Here is a 21,970-nt window from a genome sequence, read left to right as displayed (position 1 = left end):
TACCCTCTTCACGAGCATAGACCGTTTGGTAATCCCTCAGGTCACTCTCCTCTGTATCTCTATTAAGGTACGGTGGAATAGGTAACTCCCCCAAGTGCTCAAGGAGCTCTCCGAAGGTCATCTCATTAGACCATTCAAATCGAATTAAAGAGCCACTGCTGCAATGGCCGTCCACTCTACTTACCTTTAATAGGGTACCATCTGCAAGAGGCTGGTACAGGTACTCTTCCTTCCATTTACGTGACTGCCCCACCAGGCAATGCCAGATGACCTCATGTTTTGTGCTTAGTGACAACTCATAGAGCGATGGAGAGTACGGCTCAAGGCAAAAGACCTCTATTCGAGCACCAGTTTGACGAAAAAAAGTCAATCGAGCTCTAATAACCTTGGTGGTATTCATCACCAATACCGAATTGCTAGGCAATAGACTAGTCAAGTCGGTGAAGTCATAACTCTCTATATTCCCCTCGGCATAATAGAGCATCTTGGCATGGTCCCTCTCCTCCAATGGATACTTTGCAATCCTTTCTGGTGGGAGGTTGTACGTATAATCTTCAATTCGTATCTCTTGCGGATTCATCATTTCCATATTTTATTTACAAAGCTAATTAAAAGCTTTGACTACTTAGGATATTAAAGCCTCAAAATAGCAAAGAGGTACTGATCTAGTCAATACCTCTTCTGCCTTAATATACAAAAGTAAGCCTTATGAGCGAGCTTGCTCTACGATGGCCTTGAAAGCTTCAGGGTGATTCATTGCTAGGTCAGCGAGAACCTTGCGATTGATATCTATACCCTTAGCCTTAAGCATACCCATAAACTTAGAGTAAGATAGACCTTCCTCTCTAGCAGCTGCATTGATACGCTGGATCCATAGTGAGCGGAAATTACGCTTCTTGGTCTTGCGGTCACGATAGGCATACTGAAGGCCTTTCTCCCATGTGTTCTTGGCTACAGTCCATACATTCTTACGTGCACCATAGTAGCCACGGGTTTGCTTTAAAATCTTTTTCCTCTTCGCTCTTGAAGCGACGTGATTTACTGATCTTGGCATTGTTCTAAAAATCTTTGAGCGTGAGCGGCATCACCTACATTGGTAAGGCTCTTGTAAAGGGCAATCACACTCTGTTAAAAAAAATCTCTTTTCTCTGCTTAAAAACTTACTCAACCTATACCGAGAAGCTTCTTCACACCACGGACATCAGACTTGTGTACAAGTCCAGAGTTAGTGAGGTTACGCTTCTGCTTCTTGGTTTTGTGAGCCAAAATATGGCTCTTGTAAGCATGCTTGCGCTTGATTTTACCTGATCCGGTGAGAGAAAATCTCTTCTTAGCACCGGGATTAGTCTTCATCTTAGGCATTCCAGTCAATTATTAATTAGTTATCAAATAAGTCTACCTTCGGCAGTAAAGAAGAGTTGCATCCCTTCTCGCCACCTCTGATAGAAGTTGTTACTTTTTCTTGCTAGCTCCCTTTAGAGGTGAAAACATCATAATCATCCTTTTCCCCTCAAGTTTAGGCATCTGATCCACCTTGCCATACTCCTCAAGGTCTTGCGCGAATCTTAGGAGAAGCAATTCTCCTTGATCCTTAAAGACAATAGAGCGACCTCTAAAGAATACATAGGCTTTCACCTTATTACCCTCTTCAAGGAATCCCTTTGCATGACGTAGCTTAAATTCGTAATCGTGATCATCGGTTTGAGGGCCAAATCGCACCTCTTTTACTACGATCTTCGTCTGCTTAGCTTTCTGCTCCTTAGCTTTCTTCCTCTTCTGATATAGATACTTTTGGTAGTCAAGTATCTTACAAACTGGTGGTTCAGCATTAGGCGAGATCTCTACCAAATCCAGCTCTTGCTCATCCGCAATTCTACGAGCCTCTTGTATAGAGTAGATTCCCTGCTCAACAATATCACCAACAAGCCTTACTTCACGAGCTCTAATCTGCTCATTGATCTTCTCTTGTGGCTCATCGGCCTTATTATATGGGCCCCTCGGATTTCGTCTATTAATATTCCCCATTCAGTTTGTAGTCAATCAGTCGTTTATTTATGCTAGTTTGTTTATTGTTATTACTTATTTTTCCTCTGTAGCTTGTTGCTCATAGCGCCAAGCATTCATCTGTGCGTCAACTTCCTTCAACACACGGTCTGCAAAGATACCAATTTTTTCGGAACCTTGATCACCTTGCCCCTGAATTCTCACAGATACAGTACCCTCCTCGGCCTCTTTTTCGCCTACGATTAGGAGGTAAGGGATGCGTTTTAGCTCATTATCACGTATTTTCCTGCCTATTTTCTCGGCTCTATCGTCTACCAAAGCTCGAATGTCATGCAGTGCTAGCTCTCTCAATACCTTGAATGCATAATCATTAAAGCGCTCTGAGATAGGAAGGATAGCCACCTGATCTGGAGCCAACCACAATGGGAACTTACCACCAGTGTGCTCAATCAAAACAGCCACAAAACGCTCCATAGAGCCAAATGGTGCTCTGTGAATCATTACAGGACGGTGCTTTTGATTGTCCTCGCCAGTGTACTCTAGCTCAAAACGTTCAGGTAGATTGTAATCTACTTGAATGGTACCTAGTTGCCAGCGACGACCAAGCGCATCCTTTACCATAAAGTCGAGCTTAGGACCATAAAAGGCAGCCTCTCCATACTCTATATGTGTCTTTAGGCCCGTCTCATTACAAGCTTCAATAATCGCCTGCTCAGCCTTATCCCAATTCTCATCCGAACCAATATACTTCTCCTTGTTATTAGGATCTCTCAGCGAGATTTGAGCTTCAAACTGACTGAAGTCAAGAGCTTTAAAGATGATAAAGATAATATCCATCACCTTGATAAACTCCTCCTTAATCTGATCTGGACGGCAGAAAAGGTGCGCATCATCCTGAGTAAATCCACGCACGCGAGTGAGACCATGGAGCTCCCCACTCTGCTCATATCTATACACCGTGCCAAACTCTGCCAAGCGTACAGGGAGATCGCGGTACGACCTTGGTTTGGTCTTATATATCTCGCAGTGGTGAGGGCAGTTCATTGGCTTGAGCATAAATAGCTCACCCTCTTGTGGCGTCTCAATAGGCCGGAAGGCATCATCCTTGTACTTAGCATAGTGCCCAGAGGTTTTATACAGGTTGATATTCCCGATATGTGGTGTGATCACCTGCTCATAACCATATTGCTTTTGGATTTTTCTCAAAAACTCCTCCAGCTGAAGCCTTAGCTGTGTACCCCGAGGTAGCCATAGGGGCAACCCTGCACCTACATTTTGTGAAAAGGCAAATAGCTCCAGGTCTTTGCCTATCTTTCGGTGATCACGCTCCTTGGCCTGCTCCAAAAGAGCTAGATACTCGTCCAGCATCTTCTTCTTAGGGAAGGTGATGCCATAGATTCTAGTCAGCTGTGGTCGCTTCACATCTCCTCTCCAGTAAGCACCAGCTACGGTGAGGAGCTTGATGGCTTTAATACTCGAGGTATCGGGGAGGTGAGGCCCTCTACAAAGGTCGGTAAAGCCACCCTGAGTGTAGGTAGTAATGGTACCATCCTCCAAGTCGGTGATCAGCTCCACCTTGTATTGGTCGCCTTTCCTATTCCAGTAGTCAAGAGCCTCTTGCTTTGAAATATTCTTCCTCACAAGAGTTTCTTTCCTAGATGCAAGCTCCCGCATCTTCGCCTCAATGGCAGGAAGGTCAGACTCTTTTATCTGTACCCCCTCACCTGGGTCTACATCATAGTAAAAGCCATTTTCAATGGCGGGTCCTATACCAAACTTAATCCCAGGATAAAGCTCCTGAAGGGCCTCTGCCATCAAGTGCGCACTGGTATGCCAAAAGGCATGCTTGGCTTCGTCATCCTCCCACTTATGCAGCCGGAGCGAAGCATCTGTCTCAATAGGACGAGTGAGATCCACGATTTTATCGTTAACCGTCGCAGCTAGCACCTCCTTAGCGAGCCTAGGACTAATATCCTCAGCCACTTGTAGCGCAGTCACCCCACTCTCATACTCCTTTTTCGAACCATCAGGCAGAGTTATTGTAATCATATCCTTACTCATGATAATATCTGTATTACGGTATATCCTAATCTTTAATCACACAAAGATAGTATAAATATTGCAATCTCATCATCGATAAGCGAATGTAAATTGGCTTATTGGACAATATGATGTCTGAAGGTAAGAAATAATGCCATTAGAGGGAGAGGGTAACCACCCGCAAGACTAGAATCGAGCATGAAAGCATCGATCCTTCATACTCGATTCTAGACAGCAAGAGATCGCTTGCCCTAAATATCAAACTGCATCAGATGGCTTTCTCCCGAATAGCTTTTCGATCTCATCGGCAGACATAGAGCAAAGACGTTGGTAGGTCTCCCAAATCTCTTTGTATTTCGCTGAGAGATGTGGAACCGACAAATGCCTACCACTCATACCTATTTCATCAAGTTGTTGCTTGAGATCCTCTACAATGGTTTGATGTAGAATAGTAGCATCTTGAATGACATGTGGTTCTACCACTTTTCTATCAACAATACCAGCACTAATGAAGATCTCTTCCGCAACTTGGTGAATATTGGTCTCTTCCATATATGGATTAGATGGTTGTAAGTAAACAGAAAGGAAGAAGTCCTTATTTCCCTTTGACACACAGCTAAGATCTCGAGCTACGCCAGAGAAGTATCGTACCATGTTTTCTAGAGTCACGATATTGGCCTTCTTAGCTTCGTCTTCAAGCCAAGATTTAAGGCTAAAGTCACAAGTTAGATCATTAAAATGATTGAATAGTAAAAAGAGCGAGTTAAGTCTTGAGAACTCAAGACCACCCTTCTCATTCGTCTTTAGCTTGTTTAGCTTGGCATTCATTTTCTCAATCCAATGGAAGGTCGACGGTATGTTAACCGAGTCTGCGATAGTGGGTAGGATGACACAGTCCATTTTCGTCAGATAAGTGAGGGCCTCCTCATTGTCTAGAGAGTCCTTAAAGTCATAGATATAGACATCACATTCAGGATAGGCTTTCTCTATAGCTTCAGGCATCATCTCCTTTTCAAATCCTATTTGCATATTGATAATAGGGGGTGCAACTCTCTTGCTAACATCCAATCCGTGAGCTCCAAATATTTCTTTTGCTAGCTCTTTATTCTTTTCAATAAAATCCTCTTCCCACTGCTTTTGGGCTGAGATAGGATGTTGATAAAAGTCACAATCAACAAAACACACCTTCTTGCCGTAGGTTTCACGAAGAATAGTACCGAGTACTACGGATAATGTGGTTTTACCAGTGCCACCCCTGGACCCAGCTAGGGCAATTCTTTTCTTTTCCATAATAAAACACTTTTGTAATTACTAATAACACTTCAAGGCATAACAATCTAAGTAGCGTTAGCATAGGGAATTTAGCCTTACCATCAGAGATCGTTAAGCTCAATATGTATTTGCCTATTTGGGTCACTACTTGACAGAAGCGCAAGCAGTTTGAAACATCAGCCGTACCACTCATCACCAGATGGTGATACGGATTGTGCATTCATTACTTTCTAAAAGCAGGAATAGCACAATAATCATCTAACTATCCGACTGGCACACACTTACTCAAAGCGATTAAAACCAATCTTCAAAAATACGGCACAAAATAAGTTGGATAAGAAAGCCCATAGAAATGGTCTCTTCATCAAGCTTAATGCCCAAAAAACACAATAATTTTTAATGAGGGTGGAGCTTTTACTCCCATACACCTCAGGTCGACCCATTGCAAATCTAAGAATATTTTCTGACAATTGTATCGTATTTTCAAAGAAAAGTGCATATCCTGCCATACGGACCTTCAATATCAGCGATTATATCTATCCAAATGATATTCACTGGGGGTTGAGGCTACCTTGGACCGACTTATTCTTCTTTTATGCGCTCCAATTCAAGAGAAACCATCTCTTTGAATTGTAATAACCTCGCTGCATACTCCCCATAAAGAAGCGTGTGAGAGCAATCTTTGATTTTAAGCTCAATGTCTACATTGGATAGCGTTTTCTCTATAGCAGTCCACATCTCAAACTCTGAAGTCATACCAAGCTTTTGCCTTAAATAATTACTATCAGGTCTTGCAAGTCCTAAGAGAAACGTCAAATCATAAAGATCTGCTCCTCTTTCCTCATTGATAAAAGCGGCAACTTTCATTGCACATAATATCTTTATAGGTGGCAAACAAACTGGGAAAATGAAACCCGCCCGAGAGATGAATTGATACTCTTCTCGATAATCTACACCTTTTTTATGAGCTTCTACCCGTATATGGATATCTTCCCCATCATCTCGGAGCTGTGGAAAAATGATATCTCGTCCATACAAATTTAGAGAAGTGTTATCCAGGTTATCTGAAACCACATTTAATCCATTACCCTCTAAATATCTAAGGATATCATCTGCCAATTCATTGAACTCTTTTTTGGTAAGAGATTTGAAATGAAATTCAAGTTTCTCAGCAAATCTATTATTATTATAGACGAGACGTAATGCTGTCTCACCAACTAGGATCAATCTATCACTGTATTTATGCCGAGATATGAAGTCTAATATCTCTATTTCCAAATACTCCCTATGAATGTGATGGTTAAAAACGGGAGCTACAGGGATAAAACTCCCCAATAGTCTTCTTATATTATCAATCCTCAGCATAATAGCACACACCTAAGATCAATTCATCTCAATACTATTTAGCAATACACTTGTAATAGTAATCGAAGTCGATGATCTAAACTACTGACGCCAAAACGCTGTGAGTAAGATAGTAATGTCTCACGATCCAGCACATCATTCATGATATAGTCATCAAATCTCAATTCGATAAAGTCTTCTTCTGTATTGTAATATGGATTCAAGTACAAGAAGTCCAACAATGCCTTTTCAAGGGAAGCTAAATTATATGCTTGTTTGCCATTCTTCATCATAAACCGCTCATACCCCCAGAATAGCTTTGGGCTAATCGTTTGATAAGCGAAGGAAGAGACTTCATTGCTAAAAGTCATGGTCTTAAGTGTACTGACAGCGGTAGTACTAAATATAGCTTCGGGTATAAGACCATAAAGCGATAGGGCAGTCTGTAAGCTGATATAGGACGGTCTGTAGATAAATTGAGATAAGAAATAGTTATTCCTTCCACCGCCTAAGCACTCTCTAAATGCATAATAGCCATTTCTAAGCTTGATGATATAACCTTTCTTACACCAACGGTAAATGTTGGCCATATTGAATTCAGGAAGCACCATCATTACTTGCCTAGTAGTGAATGCAACCCCACCAATAAAGAGCTCTCTAAATTGTATATAGTTCATACCCTTGCTAAAGAAGCAAATGTAAACAAAATATTAGTAATTACTAAGGTAAAAAGCGAAAATTCCCAGGGGTTACACATTTTAGGACAAAGGGCTTCTCTAGGCACCTCCATAAATCCCCCCATGCTGCCATCTCTAAACCCTTCATAAATCATCTATGCTTGTGGGGTAAAAGTGGAGATGCAACTAAGCAATCGGCGAGTTGCAACTAAGCTTTTGCCGAGTTGCATCTCGCCGATTGCTTAGTTGCATCTCGGTTGAAGCTTATACTAGAGTATTGAATTTCAGTTGTTTGTGAAGTGGCCTCTAGGACCCTCTTTTAGCTGGATTGCTCACCTTATTTCGTAGCTTGAAACTTCTGGAAAGCGAAGTACCCATCTTCAAAAATCGCAAGTTTGACTCTTTATGCTCTGATTATGATCGTCATTCCGAGTACTTCACTCCAAGTGAGATGCCGCGACGAAACCGCTTCTTTAGCTTTTCAGCGCCAACCCGCATTTGAAGCGAGGCAATTGCCTCAGGTAATAAAGAGGTATTCGCCCACTTCGCTTTTTCTGGCAACAATAACGGCTCTAGGGAAGACATTAATTGGTCATTAGTGAGTTTTTCTAAAATAGAGATATCAAGGGAGAGCTGCTCTACCAAATTACGCCCCACCCACTTCATTACGATATCACCATTGGGCATGATATATTTTTCTCCAAGAAACCAGATATCAAATATCTCTTTTCCAGCTACATTATCTCCCTTTCCTAATGCAATTAACTTGTGAGTATAAATATCGGATAGGCTCATCACATTTAGAGAAAAGCCATCTAAGCAGAGCAAATCAGTCTCTTCTCTCCAATATTGATTTGAGATCTCAACCTCTAAGGGCCAACCCTCTTCACCATACTCTAAAACAACTTTCGCCCCAAATAGCCCTATGACCTTCTCACAGATGGTTCCATACATACTGACTATTTTAAGCAAACGCTTAAAAACAAGTAGTTCCTGCTTTCTATCAACTAGCGTAAATTCCAAATTCAATGAGAATCGTGGTAGATCATAAAAGAACATCAACGAGGTGCCACCTTTAAATATCAGTAGTGGAGACAACACCTTATCTAAAGCTATATCTTTAAGGATATTGTATAAATAGGAATAGTGGGTATCCATCATTCTCATAGCGATAGGATAGTTGAAACTCGTTTTGTTAATGCTTTATTATCATAAATAGGGAGTAAGTCAAGCACCTTATCCTTATCTATGGGAGAAATATTTTCATAAGTTCTCCATTTATCCACATAGCATAAGTCTAGAAATGCACGCTCCAAACTGGCAATTGTATAGTTTGGATTGATAACCTTACCCTTTTTATTAATTAATATAGAGTTAGATAGCTTTCTGAATATAAAAACATTTTCAGACGGAGCAAATATCAATTTTGGTTGGTATGAGGCGAGAGTGATAGCGTTGTCATATTGAAAAATAATTCCATGCATCCTAAGAACTGTCTCCATAGATATGTAGGAAGGTATTTGGATCTTATTAGCGAACTCAAATATTTCATACCTAGGCAGTGCATAAATGCCGTATCTTAACCTCAAAAGATCACCACTAAGCACTAGACGGGACAAACGACCAGGCAAGGATGAAGCGGGGATCACTCCTTGTGTGAGAAGCCTTACTTCCTGAGTGGTAAATACAGTCTTTCTAGAACTATATAAAATTCCTATTAGTGTTTTCATAAGGGTAAAGGTAAGTTAGAAATATCATATATACAGATTTCAGCTCATTTTTTAAGCCTATTAGTCCCATCACCTTATTTGGTGTAACATACTCTACAACCCTAATGGAGCACAACTCACAAAAATATTATACTCCCTACTCCATTCATGCAAAAGCATTTGATTGGCATAGTCTAATCTTTTCTGTAACTTTGTGGACCTTGCAGGAGCGAGGTTGATAAAATTAATAGGACTAGTAACAACGACACAACTTTGTATGGAATGGAGAGATAAGCTATCCCAAGAGCCACTTGAGAGAAGTAGCGGAGAGGATAGCAAAGGGAATCGGTACCGCCGTGAGGCAGGAGATAACTCCATGAAGAGCCCTCTTGGCACTTCAAGACAATATAACCACTCGGAAGGATCGGAGGAATCAAGACCCTTCCGTGGCTCACAGGTGCGGAGACGACGTCGTATAAGCGAAATGGATAATAACAAGATCTCTAGTAATAGGAGTCGCTTTTCGAATGACGCCCCCCAACTTAGTGATAGGCAGTATGGCGCGGAGTACGCAGGCAACTTAGCTGAAAATAGGAGCCAAAGGAGCTTTTATAAAGAACAATACTCACAAGTGCGAGAAGCCAAGAGACAAATCTACGCTGAGGGGGAGGGTAGGGATGATAAGAGTGAGTATGGTGAAGGATTCACTCGTGGCAATAACTATAACAACCACAAAAACAGGGCAAGGGTCAGCCGACAAGGAGCTAGCGGAAGGCCCCAAACTCAATCACGCGGGGCTCGCTCCAAGAGAAAAAGCGAGATGGTGCCACCCGTGTACGATCAGGATCCAATTGATATATCTGAGGAGATAAGGCTCAATAAGTTTCTCTCCAATGCTGGGGTATGCTCTAGGCGGGAGGCCGACGAGCTGATCAAGGTGGGGGCTGTTCTGGTTAATGGAGCACCGGTGACAGAGCTAGGCACCAAAATCACCGCTAAAGACCTTGTAGAGGTGAATGGACGTGAAGTACGGCCGGAGCAAAAAGTCTACCTACTTCTGAATAAGCCACGGAATTGTGTCACCACCACGGATGATCCTCAGGAGCGTCTCACAGTGACTCACTTAGTAAGGAAGGCATGCAAGGAACGCATTTATCCCGTAGGGCGTTTGGATAGAAACACTACAGGGGTACTCCTTCTCACCAATGATGGGGACCTCGCAGCACAACTCGTCCACCCTTCTCATAAAAAGAAGAAAATCTACCATGTGTGGCTGGATAGAGAGGTGGCCGCTGAGGATATGCAAAAGCTGGCCGATGGTGTAGAGCTAGAGGATGGCGAGATGCATGCTGATGCCATTAGCTATGTCACTGAAGACGATTTATCGCAGGTGGGCATAGAGATTCACTCTGGACGTAATCGGATCGTTCGCCGCTTGTTTGAGCACCTTGGGTATCACGTAAAGAAGCTAGATAGGGTCTACTTCGCTGGACTCACCAAGAAAAATCTAGGTAGGGGCAAGTGGCGCTACCTAACTCAAGATGAGGTGAATAACCTTAAGAGTGGAGCATTTGAATAAAATTAATTTGTAGAAGTGATGGAACGCAGTAAGATTGTAGATATACTCATTGCCCCAAAATTGGGGAATGATGTAAATATAAAGGGATGGGTAAGGACCAAAAGAGGCTCTAAGGGGCTTAGCTTTGTGGCGATCAATGATGGTAGCTGTATTCATAATATGCAGGTGGTGGTGGATCACAGCCTATTTGATGCCGAAATGCTAAAGGATATCACCACAGGAGCGGCGGTAAGTATTATCGGGAAACTCACAGAATCTCAAGGCCGTGGGCAGAGTGTGGAGATACAGGCTTCGGCTATTGAGATATACGGTAAAGCAGCCCCTAATAGCTACCCACTCCAAAAGAAGGGGCATAGCATGGAGTTCCTTCGTGAGATTGCTCACCTACGCCCTCGCACCAATACCTTTGGAGCGGTATTTAGGATCCGGCACAATATGGCCTATGCCATCCACAAGTTTTTCCACGATAGGGGTTTCTTTTATTTCCATACACCACTGATCACCGCATCGGACGCAGAGGGGGCTGGTGCTATGTTTGAGGTAACAACTCTGGACTTGAATAACCCTCCCCGTACCAAAGAGGGAGGCGTTGATTATAGCCAAGACTTCTTTGGAAGGCGCACCAATCTGACGGTATCAGGTCAGCTGGAGGGAGAGCTAGCTGCCACTGCTCTGGGTGCCATCTATACCTTTGGCCCTACCTTTAGAGCGGAAAACTCCAATACGCCTAGGCACCTTGCGGAGTTTTGGATGATTGAGCCAGAGGTGGCCTTTTATGAGATAAAGGAGAATATGGACCTCGCCGAAGAATTTATCAAGTACCTGGTGCAATGGGCTCTGGATAATTGCAAGGATGACCTAACCTTCCTGAATGAGCGGATTGATAAGGGGCTTATTGAACGACTGGAGTCGGTAGTTAAAAAAGACTTCATACGCCTCTCTTACACTGAGGGGATCAAGATACTGGAGAAAGCGGTAGCTGATGGGCATCAGTTTGAGTACCCAGTCTACTGGGGTGTGGACCTCGCGTCGGAGCATGAGCGGTATCTAGTAGAGAATCACTTCCAATGCCCTGTGATTCTGACTGACTACCCTACCGAGATTAAGGCCTTCTATATGAAGCAGAATGAGGATGGCAAAACGGTCCGTGCTATGGATGTGCTTTTCCCAAAGATTGGTGAGATTATTGGAGGTTCGCAAAGGGAGGAGAGCCTTGAGAAGCTCATCAGTCGCTGTAAGGAGGTAGGTATCCCACTCTCCGAGATGGATTGGTACCTAGATACTAGGCGGTTTGGTAGTGTGCCCCACTCTGGATTTGGGCTTGGTTTTGAGCGACTACTGCTATTTGTGACGGGAATGGGTAATATTCGTGATGTGATCCCCTTCCCACGCACTCCCAACAATGCTAACTTTTAATCCATCGGCGTATGAAAAAGAAAGTCTTATATATTTCCCTACTGCTCCTCGCCATTCTATCTACTACAGGGTGTAGAAACAAGCGCATCTCCTATACCGATATGATAAAAAGGGAGCATAAGGAGATCCAAGCTTTTATGGATAAAAAGGGGTTTAAGGTGATTAAGGAGCTTCCTAGTGACCTCAAGATGGCACCCAACGAGTTTGTGGAGCTAAAGAATGAGGTGGGCGAAGGAATAGGAGTATGGATAAACGTGATCGAGGCTGGGAAGGCCGAGGAGATGGCGATTAGTGGGGTAACCCCCATATTGGCTAGATTTTCGTATCAGGCGATAGGCGACCGAATGAAAAGCGGGCCTACCTTCTTTAACAATATTGGCTCTACACAAAGTAGTGAGCCCGGCGTCACCTTTATTTATCAAGCTGATATTAATATGGAGTATTTTCGTGGTGGCATCCAGCCAGCACCCAACTCCACGAGAGGTGAGGAGAGCATGCAGCCTTTTGCCTGTAATGCTATGATGTTGGCACTTAAGTATGTGCCCATCGGATCTACCATTCAGATGATTGCCTCATTTAGAGAGGGGCCAGCCTTTACGTTCCAAAGTAGTTCGTTTTTCAAAAACGATAATGATATTGGTATCGCACTTTACTACGACCAGCTGAAGTTCAATAGAAAACAGTGATCAATTATGAGTCTAATTACATCAATATCTGGCATCAGAGGTACGATAGGAGGAGACCAAGAGAATGGTCTCAACCCGATTAATATAGCACAGTTTACTGCTGCCTACGCGCAGTTTATCCGCCACAATAGTCCGCTCAAAAGTGGTAAGATAGTGGTAGGGCGTGATGCTCGCATCTCGGGCAATCAGGTGAGGCACGTGGTTATTGGCACATTAATGGGTATGGGATTTGATGTGGTGGACATCGGTTTGGCCACCACACCTACCACCGAACTAGCGGTTACATACGAGCAAGCCGATGGTGGTATCATCATTACAGCGAGTCACAACCCCAAGGAGTGGAATGCTCTGAAGCTACTCAACCATCAAGGTGAGTTTTTGAATGCTGAGGAAGGTGCCAAGGTGCTTTCGCTAGCGAAGTCGAATAACCTTCAATTTGCGAGTGTTGGGGAAATTGGAAAGGTTTCTGAGGAGTGCTATACCGATCGGCATATTCAAGAGGTTCTTTCCCTTCCTGAAGTGGATGTAGAAGCAATAAGAAAGGCAGGGTTTACGGTAGCTGTCGACACCATTAATTCGGTTGGTGGAATCGTGATTCCAAAGCTACTTGAGGCGCTGGGCGTAAAAGAATACCATATAGTACACGGTGAACCAACTGGTGATTTTGCCCATAATCCTGAGCCTCTGCCACACAATCTACAAGATCTCTCCAAGTTGGTGGTAGAGAAGAAGGCATGCGTAGGCTTTTCGGTTGACCCTGACGTAGATCGCCTAGCTATCTACAATGAGGATGGAACGCCTTTTGGCGAAGAGTATACGCTGGTGAGCGTATCGGACTACCTATTATCACTCTACCCAGGGCACAATACGGTCTCCAATCTTAGCTCCACACGAGCACTCCGAGATGTAACTGTGAAGCATGGAGGCAAATACTATGCGGCAGCGGTTGGCGAAGTAAATGTCACCACGAAGATGAAAGAGGTAGGCGCACTTATTGGTGGGGAAGGCAATGGCGGAGTGATCTACCCAAAGTCGCATTACGGCAGAGATGCCCTTGTGGGGATTGCACTTTTCCTCACGATGTTGGCGAAAAGAGGGGCAAAGCCTACGGAGATCTTAAGTACCCTTCCAAAGTACTTTATGATCAAGAAAAAAGCGGAGCTAACCCCTACCCTACAAGTGGATATAATCCTCAAAGAGATAGAGGACGAATACAGGGAGAAGGCAGAGGTGACTACCATTGATGGAGTGAAGCTAGACTTCCCCGACAAGTGGGTTCATCTTCGGAAAAGCAATACGGAACCTATAGTGCGCATCTATGCCGAGGCCAAAACAGAGGAGGAGGCAGAAAACATTGCGAACGAAATAATCACTAAAATTCAAAAATAGTTATGAGACACCCAGTAGTAGATAGATTTTTACGATACATCGCTATTGATACTAAATCGGATCCTGAATCAACAACTACACCTAGTACAAAGATTCAATGGGATCTAGCCCATGAGCTCCAAAAAGACCTAGAAGAAATGGGGCTAAAGGACATTTCTCTAGATGATAACTGCTATCTAATGGCAACTCTTCCAGCTAATTGCGATTGGGATCAGCCAACGATTGGATTTATTGCACACATGGATAGCGCTCCAGATATGAGTGGTAAGGATATCAAGCCACGCTTTGTGCAGTATGAGGGGGGCGATATTGTCTTAGACCCAAATGAAGATATCCGGATCTCCCTGAAAACGTTCCCTGAACTTGAGAAGTACAAGGGTCAGGAGATCATCGTAACGGATGGGCACACCCTTCTTGCAGCAGATGATAAGGCGGGTATTGCTTCTATCTTAGAGGCGATTCAGTACTTGATCGACCACCCTGAGGTTCCTCACGGAGCCATAAAGGTGGGCTTTACCCCCGATGAGGAGATCGGTAGAGGAGCTGATAAATTTGATGTAAAGAAGTTTGGTGCCGACTTCGCCTATACCATTGATGGCGGTGAAATCGGTGAGCTACAGTATGAAAACTTCAATGCAGCTGGTGCGAAAGTAACTTTCAAGGGGCTAAATGTGCACCCAGGAAGTGCTAAAGACAAAATGATAAATGCTCAGCTACTAGCTATGGAGTACAATAGCTACCTGCCACAAGCACTGCCTAGCAACACCGATGGCTATGATGGGTTCTATCACCTAGTAGGCATGAATGGTAGGGTGGAGGAGGCTGAATTGCACTACATCCTTCGAGATCATGACCGAGAGCAGTTTGAGCTCAAGAAAAGTTGTATCAAGGAGGTGGCAAAGCGCATCAACGAACTATATGGAGAGGGCTCCTGCATTGCAGAGGTTACCGACCAATACTTTAATATGAAGGAGGTTATTGCTGATAAGATGTATATCGTAAACCACGCAGCAGAAGCGATGAAGGCTTCTGGCGTAGAGCCTATAATTGAGCCTATCCGTGGTGGTACAGATGGTTCGAAACTCTCCTTTATGGGATTGCCATGCCCCAATATTTTTGCTGGTGGGCACAACTTCCATGGTCGTTACGAATACCTACCAGTACCTTCCCTAGTCAAGGCAATGGAGGTGATCGTGAAGATCGCTACTACTAAAGTGACAAAATAGAGATTTACTAATACTTTATAAAACAACATTATGGAACTAAAGAAAACACCCTTTACAGACATCCACATTGAGTTGGGTGCCAAGATGAGTGAATTTGCAGGCTACAATATGCCTATTCAGTACGAAGGGATCAACCCTGAGCATCTCAATGTGATTGAAAATGTAGGCGTCTTTGATGTCTCTCACATGGGTGCGATCGTAATAAGTGGACCAAAGGCACTTGAATTTATCCAAACCATCAGTAGTAATGACGCTACAAAGTTGGAGCCTGGCAAGGCACAATACACTTATATGCCAAATGGTAATGGTGGTATTGTAGATGACTTTATCATGTATCTTCTAGATGGTGGTAGGTATATGTGTGCTGTGAATGCTGCTAATATCGAAAAGGACTTCAACTGGATGAAAAAGCACCAGATTGAGGGCGTAACCATCGAAAATGAATCTGAGAGAGTAAGCATCTTGGCCGTACAAGGACCTAAGGCAAAGCAAACCATTCAGAAGTGTGTGGATATTGACCTGAATACCATTGCTTACTACCACTATGCCTATGGAAAGTTTGCGGGGATAGATTGTATCATCTCCAATACTGGCTACACTGGTGCAGGAGGCTTTGAGCTTTACTTCAAAGATATAAAGGATGCCCACAAGGTATGGGATACTCTTTTTGAAGCAGGTAGAGAGTTTGGCATCAAGCCTACTGGACTTGGAGCACGCGATACACTACGACTAGAGATGGGCTTCTGCCTATATGGCAACGACATCGACGACACCACCAATCCACTAGAGGCAGGTCTTGGTTGGGTTACTAAATTCGTAGAGGGCAAGGAGAAAATGCCAAGCCGTGACCTACTCCTTAAGACAAAGGAAGAGGGAATCAAGAATCGCCTTATCGGATTTGAGCTGAAGGAGAAAGGTGTTCCTCGCCATGGGTATGAGATCCAGAATGCTGCTGGTGAAGTGATCGGCCGCGTTACTTCTGGAACACAATCACCTGTGTTAGGCAAGGGAATTGGCCTAGGATATGTACAGGTGGCTTATAAGGAGCCAGGAACTGAAATATTCATACACATCCGTAAGAAAGCAGTACCTGCAGAGGTTATCAAGCTCCCATTCCGCAAATAACATCTCAAGGTCTTTATAGATTAATAGGAGGAAAACAAGATTTTTGTTTTCCTCCTATTATATTTACAGCTAAAGCCTCCCTTACACTACTGTTTTTCTCGCTCAATAGTAATAATAGGCTTATCAAACCTAAGTGATAGCCAACTACGGATTAATTTCTCACGCTCATCACTGATTTTTTTATCCGTAAACAGCTTGATATAAGGAATGGTATCTACTACTTGTGTACTAACCATTGAGGAATCCTTCATAATGGAATCGGTATGGAAAGAGTATAATTCCCCAAATTGGCTATACGTAATTTCATCAAAAAGCTGCTGAATCTCGTGAGTGACGGCTTCGGCTTGAAAATAAAAGGCTTGTTGATTGCGGAGTGCCATATTGAGAGAGTCATTTTTTAGTTGCAGATATCTTGAGAAGCTCTTATCGGAGTCACTTTGCATATCCTTCAATATCGAAAGCCTAAGATTTTCGATATTGGATTTATCTGAACCTTGCTTGATCGATAGTATGGTATTCTTCAGACCATAAGATGGAAGTAGATCTTGAAGTCGCTGAATTTCGTCGGGTGAAATCTCCTCCCCTATGATATTGACATTGAAGTAATCTACAGAGTCGGTCTTAGTATTATTGTACGAGAGTACGAATGAATTATCGAAGATCATCTCCTCCTTAATAAATTTGTCCTGCTGAATCTCTTGGAACGTATCCTGCACAAATCGGTATGCCAAAATCACACTTGGAACTATGGTACATACCACGATTACTATCACAAGATTATTTAGTCGCTTTCCTCTTACCTTATCCACGTAGGTAACTCTGCGATACTTAAGAAGTCTGATCACAATGAATGTAGAGAGACCAATAAATACAGTATTGATAATGAAAAGATAGAAAGCACCAAAGAAATAATTCAGTTGCCACGTAGCCAACCCGTAACCAGCGCTACATAGTGGAGGCATCAGTGCAGTAGCAATCGCAACACCTGGGATAACCTGACCTTTTGACTTACTAGTGCCAGCTATAATACCTGCAGTACCGCCAAACAGTGCGATAAGGACATCGTAAGCAGTAGGCTGTGTTCGTGCCAAAATCTCACTCGATGCGACACTGATAGGACTGATCAAGAAGTAAATAGTAGAAGTGATAACACTAATGGCCACTGCCATCCCAAGATTCTTGACGCTTCGCCCAACGAGGTTAAAGTCTGTAATCCCTAATCCTAATCCAAAACCGATAATCGGGCCCATCAAAGGGGAGATAAGCATGGCACCGATGATCACAGCAGTGGAATTCATATTCAGCCCTAAAGAGGCAATCAGAATCGCACAGATAAGGATGAACATTTTAGTGCCTTTGAACTCCACATCTGACTTGAGGGCATCAATAATCACCGTCTCATTTTCCTTTTCATGACGCATATCAAAAAATGAAGCGATAAACTGCCAAAGAGATTGACCCGACCTTTCCATATTATGTTGAAATAAGTATAATCTTGTGGCTCTGGAGTAATAAAATGAATAGAATTAATTGATTCCTTTCTGAAGTCTATTTTCCCTATCATTAACTAACGCAGATACCTTTCCTACAATAATCTATTGCAAAGATAATAAATAATAGAGACCGTTGCACGAAGTGCGGAGAAGAGAATATATCCCCCCTGTACAGATAAACATTTTCTCGAAAAAAATCAGTAAATTGCCATCGCGTAAGTTCCACTTTAATGACAAAAGTTCATTGGGGCTTATTGTGGTCTATTTTAAGAATAAATAAACAAGGAATTATGAACGAAACGATACTGGTAATATATCTGGCGGGAGGCTGTTTTTGGGGAGTAGAACACTATATGAAGTTGCTACCAGGTGTGGTGGAAACAGAAGTGGGATATGCCAATACTATTGTAGAAAACCCATCATATGAGGAGGTCTGTACGGGCAAAACTGAAGCGGCTGAAACAGTGAAGGTATCTTATGATAGTAGCAAGGTGTCGCTATCGTTTTTACTAGACCATTTCTTTCAAATCATTGACCCTACAACTCTTAATCAGCAAAGGAATGATAGAGGAACACAGTATCGCACTGGGATTTACTATACCGATGCTGCTGATAGACCCATTATTATGAATGCTTTTGCAAGACTACAGAGCAAGTATTCTAAGGTATTGATGGTGGAAGTAAAACCTCTAAAGAATTACTTCAAGGCTGAAACCTATCACCAAGATTACTTGAGTAATCGACCAGGTGGATATTGCCATGTGCCAATAGAAATGTTTGGTCTTGCTAAGAATGCAGTGGTACCGAAAGAATCAATAGTATCAGACAATGCTATTCGATCTGCCGAGAGGAAAAGATTGTCGGAAAGCAAAGATGAGCTAAAACAGAGGCTCTCACCCATCCAATATCTAGTAACTCAAAATGAGGCAACAGAGCGTCCATTTACCAACGAGTATAATGACACAAATGAGGATGGGATTTATGTAGATATTGTCTCTGGTGAACCTCTTTTCTGCTCAAAGGATAAGTATGATGCAGGGTGTGGTTGGCCATCTTTCACGAAACCGATCAATACACAAGGTATCAACAAAAAGTCTGACTTCAAACTGGGCTATGAACGCATAGAAGTAAGAAGTAGCTCAGCAGATAGCCACCTCGGCCATGTATTTGAAGATGGACCAAAGGAGCAGGGTGGCTATAGATATTGCATCAATAGTGCGGCAATAAGGTTTATCCCAAAAGCCAATATGAAGAGTGAAGGCTATGGAGACTACCTCTATCTATTTGAGGATAGCACCGATTGATTGGTGCTACTTAAATGATTGTAGAGAAACGAGAGATGCATACCTACCATTCTTATCCATCAACTCTTGATGCGTCCCTTCTTCCACGATAGAGCCATCCTCTAGCACCACGATCTTATCCGCATTGGTAATAGTGGATAGTCTGTGAGCGATCACAATGGTAGTACGCCCCTTCATTAAGCGTTCAAGAGCTTCTTGCACTAGTCTTTCAGAAGCGGTATCTAGTGCAGAGGTGGCCTCATCTAGAATAAGTATCTCAGGGTCTTTTAGCACAGCTCTGGCAATGCTAAGTCTTTGTCGTTGACCGCCACTAAGCTTTCCACCTCGGTCACCAATATTGGTATCGTAGCCTTCGGGGAGTTCTCTAATAAACTCCTCGGCATTGGCAATCCTTGAAGCTCTTTGCACTTCATCAAGAGTAGCCTTTGCACCAAAAGCGATATTATTGTAAATCGTATCATTGAAGAGAATAGCCTCTTGATTTACATTGCCCATAAGTCTTCTTAGGTCAAGCATACGTACATTACGAATGTCTGTATCGTCAATGTACACCCCACCCTTTTGCACATCATAGAAGCGAGGTAGCAAGTCCACTAAGGTACTCTTTCCTGACCCACTAGCCCCTACGATGGCCACTGTTTGTCCCTTTTTAATGCTAAGATTGATATCCTTCAACACCCAAGTATCTTCATATTTGAAAGAAACATCCTTAAAAGAGATAGAATGATGAAAAGCGATATCTACTGGCTCCTTAGGGTCAGTAATATCATTCTGTGCTAGTAGAATCATATCTACTCGCTCTAGACTAGCAAAGCCTCTTCTGATAGCATAGCTACTCCTTGAAAAATCTTTGGCAGGATTGATGATGCTGTAGAAAATGACTAAGTAGTAAATGAATGTACTAGCATCTAACCCACCTGCTTGGTCTAATATCAATGATCCCCCGTACCAAAGTACGATCGAAATCGTAACTGTACCTAGGAATTCACTCATAGGATGCGCCATCTGCTGCCTTTTAGACACTCGCATTGAGGTGTTTCTGAAGGTGTCATTGTAGCTAGAAAAACGCTTTCGAATCATCTCTTCGGCGTGAAAAGCTTTGATAATACGCAATCCACTCAGCGTTTCCTCGATCATACTAATCAGCATACCCCATTGCTCCTGAGCTAAAAGAGAGGTCATCTTGAGCTTCTTACCCACTTGTCCCATCACATAACCCGCAATTGGAAGTACAATAAGAACAAATAAGGTTAATTCAGGACTAATGGCCACCATGGCTGCAAGTGAGATCAATATCATCAGAGGATTTTTGATCAGGGACTCTAGTGAACTGATGATAGAAGACTCTATATTATTTACATCACCCGTCACTCTAGCAATGATGTCTCCCTTTCGCTCATCACTAAAAAAGCCCAAAGGAAGCTCCATAATCTTATCATTGATACTATTTCGGATATCTCTTACCACACCGGTTTGAACAGGGATCATGCAGTAAAAACCCATATAAGCCGATGCCACCTTAAGAAACGTAATCACAGAAAGATAAACGCCCAGTATAATTAAGGTATTCGAAGCACCGTACTCCGTAATAAGCTGGGTAATATAGTAGAAGAAATTATTCTTGACAACTGTACCCAAACGAGATAATCCTCCCTCGCTCCACAACTGTATGGTATCCCAAGAAATGAATTGATAAATCGTCTTATCGATTTTGAATAGGATATTCAAAATGGGCATAATTAGAGAGAACGCGAGGAGGTTCAATATAGGCGTTAAGATATTAAAGAATATATTACCGACTATATACCACTTATAGGGTGGTATAAATCTCTTGAGTGTCCGGAAAAGCTCTTTCATAAATACCTGATAATTAATTTCGGCATAAAACGAGGATGTGGCATAAAGCTACACCCTCAAAGATTTGCTTGAAAATGTACTTCGGCAAAGATACCTATTCTATACCATAACAGAAAAGCTACCACATAGAAAACCTCGTGGTTCACTATGTAGTAGCTTTATTAGTTCCGAGAATCGAGTCTCGTATTATTCCTCAGTAGTCGCCTGCTCTACCTCAGCACTCTCTTCCTTAGTGGTTTCCTCTACCTCCTCAGAAGTCTCAGCCTTTTCGGTCTTAGGCTCTGCCTTAACAATAGGGGTATCTGACACAATAGTCAGTGGCACCTCTACAGTTACGTCCTTGTGCAAACGAACCCTAGCAATATACTCACCTACCTCCTTAATACCAGGAACTTGGAGCATCTTACGATTGATCTCAGTAAAGCCAAGCTTTTCTAGTTCATCTGCAACCATTGAAGCAGATACTGAACCATAAATACGGCCTACATTACTTGTCTTAACCTCAATAGTTAGAGAGGTTCCTTCAATCTTATCAGCTATCTTTTGAGCATTAGCAAGTTCAGCTTCAAGTTTGCGAGCCTGCTGTCTTTGATTCTCTTGTAGGATCTTGATCGCAGACTCTGATGCGATTACTGCCTTTCCTTGTGGGATTAGAAAGTTTCTACCATATCCAGCCTTTACATCAACGATCTCGCCCTTAAAGCCTAGATTTGGCATATCTTCTTTCAAAATAATCTTCATATTCTGTCTCCTTAAGTTATTATTATTCTTTGCTATTTATTAGTAACCCTATGCCATCATATCTGTCACGTATGGCAGAAGTGCCAAGTGACGAGCACGCTTAACAGC

General features: G+C 42.8%; 20 protein-coding genes. 7 read left to right on the top strand and 13 right to left on the bottom strand.

From position 1 onward, the window contains the following. The 10 genes from QVO39_RS05400 to QVO39_RS05355 all read right to left on the bottom strand — a co-directional run. Window positions 1-589 (bottom strand): S-adenosylmethionine:tRNA ribosyltransferase-isomerase (locus QVO39_RS05400; protein WP_288171807.1); only part of this gene is annotated, 589 nt, incomplete at its 3' end. A gap of 117 nt (window positions 590-706) precedes the next feature. After that, window positions 707-1,054, bottom strand: coding sequence for a 50S ribosomal protein L20 (rplT, locus tag QVO39_RS05395; protein WP_018028053.1), 348 nt, complete (start codon window positions 1,052-1,054; stop codon window positions 707-709). 110 nt (window positions 1,055-1,164) lie between these two features. Continuing rightward, window positions 1,165-1,362: a 50S ribosomal protein L35 gene (gene rpmI, locus QVO39_RS05390; RefSeq protein ID WP_021903333.1), complete on the bottom strand. Its 198-nt coding sequence runs from the start codon at window positions 1,360-1,362 to the stop codon at window positions 1,165-1,167. A gap of 90 nt (window positions 1,363-1,452) precedes the next feature. Next, window positions 1,453-2,025, bottom strand: a complete 573-nt coding sequence (gene infC / locus QVO39_RS05385; RefSeq protein WP_021903332.1) for a translation initiation factor IF-3 — start codon at window positions 2,023-2,025, stop codon at window positions 1,453-1,455. Window positions 2,026-2,079: 54 nt separating this feature from the next. Continuing rightward, a complete protein-coding gene (gene thrS / locus QVO39_RS05380) occupies window positions 2,080-4,053 on the bottom strand; it encodes a threonine--tRNA ligase (RefSeq protein ID WP_288171805.1) in 1,974 nt (657 codons plus the stop codon). A gap of 249 nt (window positions 4,054-4,302) precedes the next feature. Then, window positions 4,303-5,334 carry a nucleotide-binding protein gene (locus tag QVO39_RS05375; RefSeq protein ID WP_021903330.1) on the bottom strand — a complete coding sequence of 344 codons (1,032 nt, stop codon included), beginning with the start codon at window positions 5,332-5,334 and terminating at the stop codon, window positions 4,303-4,305. A gap of 564 nt (window positions 5,335-5,898) precedes the next feature. Continuing rightward, window positions 5,899-6,681, bottom strand: coding sequence for a nucleotidyl transferase AbiEii/AbiGii toxin family protein (locus QVO39_RS05370; protein WP_021903327.1), 783 nt, complete (start codon window positions 6,679-6,681; stop codon window positions 5,899-5,901). Window positions 6,682-6,719: 38 nt separating this feature from the next. Next, window positions 6,720-7,337, bottom strand: coding sequence for a type IV toxin-antitoxin system AbiEi family antitoxin domain-containing protein (locus QVO39_RS05365; protein ID WP_021903326.1), 618 nt, complete (start codon window positions 7,335-7,337; stop codon window positions 6,720-6,722). A gap of 423 nt (window positions 7,338-7,760) precedes the next feature. Next, the gene (locus QVO39_RS05360; RefSeq protein ID WP_021903325.1) at window positions 7,761-8,504 is read right to left on the bottom strand and encodes a nucleotidyl transferase AbiEii/AbiGii toxin family protein; all 744 of its coding nucleotides are present in this window, start codon (window positions 8,502-8,504) and stop codon (window positions 7,761-7,763) included. Beyond that, window positions 8,501-9,067: a type IV toxin-antitoxin system AbiEi family antitoxin domain-containing protein gene (locus tag QVO39_RS05355; RefSeq protein WP_018028062.1), complete on the bottom strand. Its 567-nt coding sequence runs from the start codon at window positions 9,065-9,067 to the stop codon at window positions 8,501-8,503. The genes QVO39_RS05360 and QVO39_RS05355 overlap by 4 nt, the downstream gene beginning before the upstream one ends. 256 nt (window positions 9,068-9,323) lie before the next feature. On the opposite strand from QVO39_RS05355, the gene QVO39_RS05350 reads away from it, so the two are divergent. Genes QVO39_RS05350 through gcvT form a run of 6 tightly spaced genes read left to right on the top strand, consistent with a single transcriptional unit; the run spans window position 9,324 to window position 16,467 of the window. Beyond that, window positions 9,324-10,625: a pseudouridine synthase gene (locus QVO39_RS05350; protein ID WP_021903323.1), complete on the top strand. Its 1,302-nt coding sequence runs from the start codon at window positions 9,324-9,326 to the stop codon at window positions 10,623-10,625. Between the two features lie 18 nt (window positions 10,626-10,643). Further along, window positions 10,644-12,041, top strand: coding sequence for an asparagine--tRNA ligase (gene asnS, locus QVO39_RS05345; RefSeq protein ID WP_021903322.1), 1,398 nt, complete (start codon window positions 10,644-10,646; stop codon window positions 12,039-12,041). 11 nt (window positions 12,042-12,052) lie between these two features. Further along, on the top strand, window positions 12,053-12,727 hold the full coding sequence (locus QVO39_RS05340; RefSeq protein ID WP_021903321.1) for a DUF4827 family protein: 675 nt from the start codon (window positions 12,053-12,055) through the stop codon (window positions 12,725-12,727). Window positions 12,728-12,733: 6 nt separating this feature from the next. After that, a complete protein-coding gene (gene glmM, locus QVO39_RS05335) occupies window positions 12,734-14,116 on the top strand; it encodes a phosphoglucosamine mutase (RefSeq protein WP_021903320.1) in 1,383 nt (460 codons plus the stop codon). A gap of 2 nt (window positions 14,117-14,118) precedes the next feature. Continuing rightward, on the top strand, window positions 14,119-15,342 hold the full coding sequence (gene pepT / locus QVO39_RS05330; protein WP_021903319.1) for a peptidase T: 1,224 nt from the start codon (window positions 14,119-14,121) through the stop codon (window positions 15,340-15,342). A 30-nt stretch (window positions 15,343-15,372) separates the two neighbouring features. Continuing rightward, window positions 15,373-16,467, top strand: a complete 1,095-nt coding sequence (gene gcvT, locus QVO39_RS05325) for a glycine cleavage system aminomethyltransferase GcvT (RefSeq protein ID WP_021903318.1) — start codon at window positions 15,373-15,375, stop codon at window positions 16,465-16,467. A gap of 86 nt (window positions 16,468-16,553) precedes the next feature. Here gcvT and QVO39_RS05320 read toward each other — a convergent pair whose 3' ends face one another. Beyond that, a complete protein-coding gene (locus QVO39_RS05320; protein WP_021903317.1) occupies window positions 16,554-17,939 on the bottom strand; it encodes a TIGR00341 family protein in 1,386 nt (461 codons plus the stop codon). Between the two features lie 311 nt (window positions 17,940-18,250). Here QVO39_RS05320 and msrB point away from each other — a divergent pair, with 311 nt between their 5' ends. Continuing rightward, complete coding sequence (gene msrB / locus QVO39_RS05315) at window positions 18,251-19,264, top strand: peptide-methionine (R)-S-oxide reductase MsrB (RefSeq protein WP_021903316.1); 1,014 nt, start codon at window positions 18,251-18,253, stop codon at window positions 19,262-19,264. 6 nt (window positions 19,265-19,270) lie between these two features. On the opposite strand, the gene QVO39_RS05310 is transcribed toward msrB, so the two are convergent. Beyond that, complete coding sequence (locus tag QVO39_RS05310; protein WP_021903315.1) at window positions 19,271-21,121, bottom strand: ABC transporter ATP-binding protein; 1,851 nt, start codon at window positions 21,119-21,121, stop codon at window positions 19,271-19,273. Between the two features lie 186 nt (window positions 21,122-21,307). Beyond that, entirely contained in the window at window positions 21,308-21,862 is a 555-nt protein-coding gene (gene rplI / locus QVO39_RS05305; RefSeq protein ID WP_021903314.1) for a 50S ribosomal protein L9, read from the bottom strand. Between the last annotated feature and the right edge of the window lie 108 nt (window positions 21,863-21,970).

Source organism: Porphyromonas sp. CAG:1061 (assembly GCF_000435035.1).
GTDB lineage: Bacteria > Bacteroidota > Bacteroidia > Bacteroidales > Porphyromonadaceae > Porphyromonas_A > Porphyromonas_A somerae.
Note: the sequence above shows the minus strand (reverse complement) of the source record. Positions and strands in the feature narration are given on the sequence as shown.

Bases quoted from the DNA above. Each gene is read 5' to 3' on its own strand.
- QVO39_RS05350 (WP_021903323.1), top strand. From the start codon at position 9,324: ATGGAATGGAGAGATAAGCTATCCCAAGAGCCACTTGAGAGAAGTAGC.
- QVO39_RS05355 (WP_018028062.1), bottom strand. From the start codon at position 9,067: ATGAAAACACTAATAGGAATTTTATATAGTTCTAGAAAGACTGTATTT.
- QVO39_RS05340 (WP_021903321.1), top strand. From the start codon at position 12,053: ATGAAAAAGAAAGTCTTATATATTTCCCTACTGCTCCTCGCCATTCTA.
- infC (WP_021903332.1), bottom strand. From the start codon at position 2,025: ATGGGGAATATTAATAGACGAAATCCGAGGGGCCCATATAATAAGGCC.
- QVO39_RS05320 (WP_021903317.1), bottom strand. From the start codon at position 17,939: ATGGAAAGGTCGGGTCAATCTCTTTGGCAGTTTATCGCTTCATTTTTT.
- QVO39_RS05375 (WP_021903330.1), bottom strand. From the start codon at position 5,334: ATGGAAAAGAAAAGAATTGCCCTAGCTGGGTCCAGGGGTGGCACTGGT.
- rpmI (WP_021903333.1), bottom strand. From the start codon at position 1,362: ATGCCTAAGATGAAGACTAATCCCGGTGCTAAGAAGAGATTTTCTCTC.
- QVO39_RS05310 (WP_021903315.1), bottom strand. From the start codon at position 21,121: ATGAAAGAGCTTTTCCGGACACTCAAGAGATTTATACCACCCTATAAG.
- glmM (WP_021903320.1), top strand. From the start codon at position 12,734: ATGAGTCTAATTACATCAATATCTGGCATCAGAGGTACGATAGGAGGA.
- asnS (WP_021903322.1), top strand. From the start codon at position 10,644: ATGGAACGCAGTAAGATTGTAGATATACTCATTGCCCCAAAATTGGGG.
- rplI (WP_021903314.1), bottom strand. From the start codon at position 21,862: ATGAAGATTATTTTGAAAGAAGATATGCCAAATCTAGGCTTTAAGGGC.
- QVO39_RS05360 (WP_021903325.1), bottom strand. From the start codon at position 8,504: ATGAGAATGATGGATACCCACTATTCCTATTTATACAATATCCTTAAA.
- gcvT (WP_021903318.1), top strand. From the start codon at position 15,373: ATGGAACTAAAGAAAACACCCTTTACAGACATCCACATTGAGTTGGGT.
- pepT (WP_021903319.1), top strand. From the start codon at position 14,119: ATGAGACACCCAGTAGTAGATAGATTTTTACGATACATCGCTATTGAT.
- rplT (WP_018028053.1), bottom strand. From the start codon at position 1,054: ATGCCAAGATCAGTAAATCACGTCGCTTCAAGAGCGAAGAGGAAAAAG.
- QVO39_RS05365 (WP_021903326.1), bottom strand. From the start codon at position 7,337: ATGAACTATATACAATTTAGAGAGCTCTTTATTGGTGGGGTTGCATTC.
- thrS (WP_288171805.1), bottom strand. From the start codon at position 4,053: ATGATTACAATAACTCTGCCTGATGGTTCGAAAAAGGAGTATGAGAGT.
- QVO39_RS05370 (WP_021903327.1), bottom strand. From the start codon at position 6,681: ATGCTGAGGATTGATAATATAAGAAGACTATTGGGGAGTTTTATCCCT.
- msrB (WP_021903316.1), top strand. From the start codon at position 18,251: ATGAACGAAACGATACTGGTAATATATCTGGCGGGAGGCTGTTTTTGG.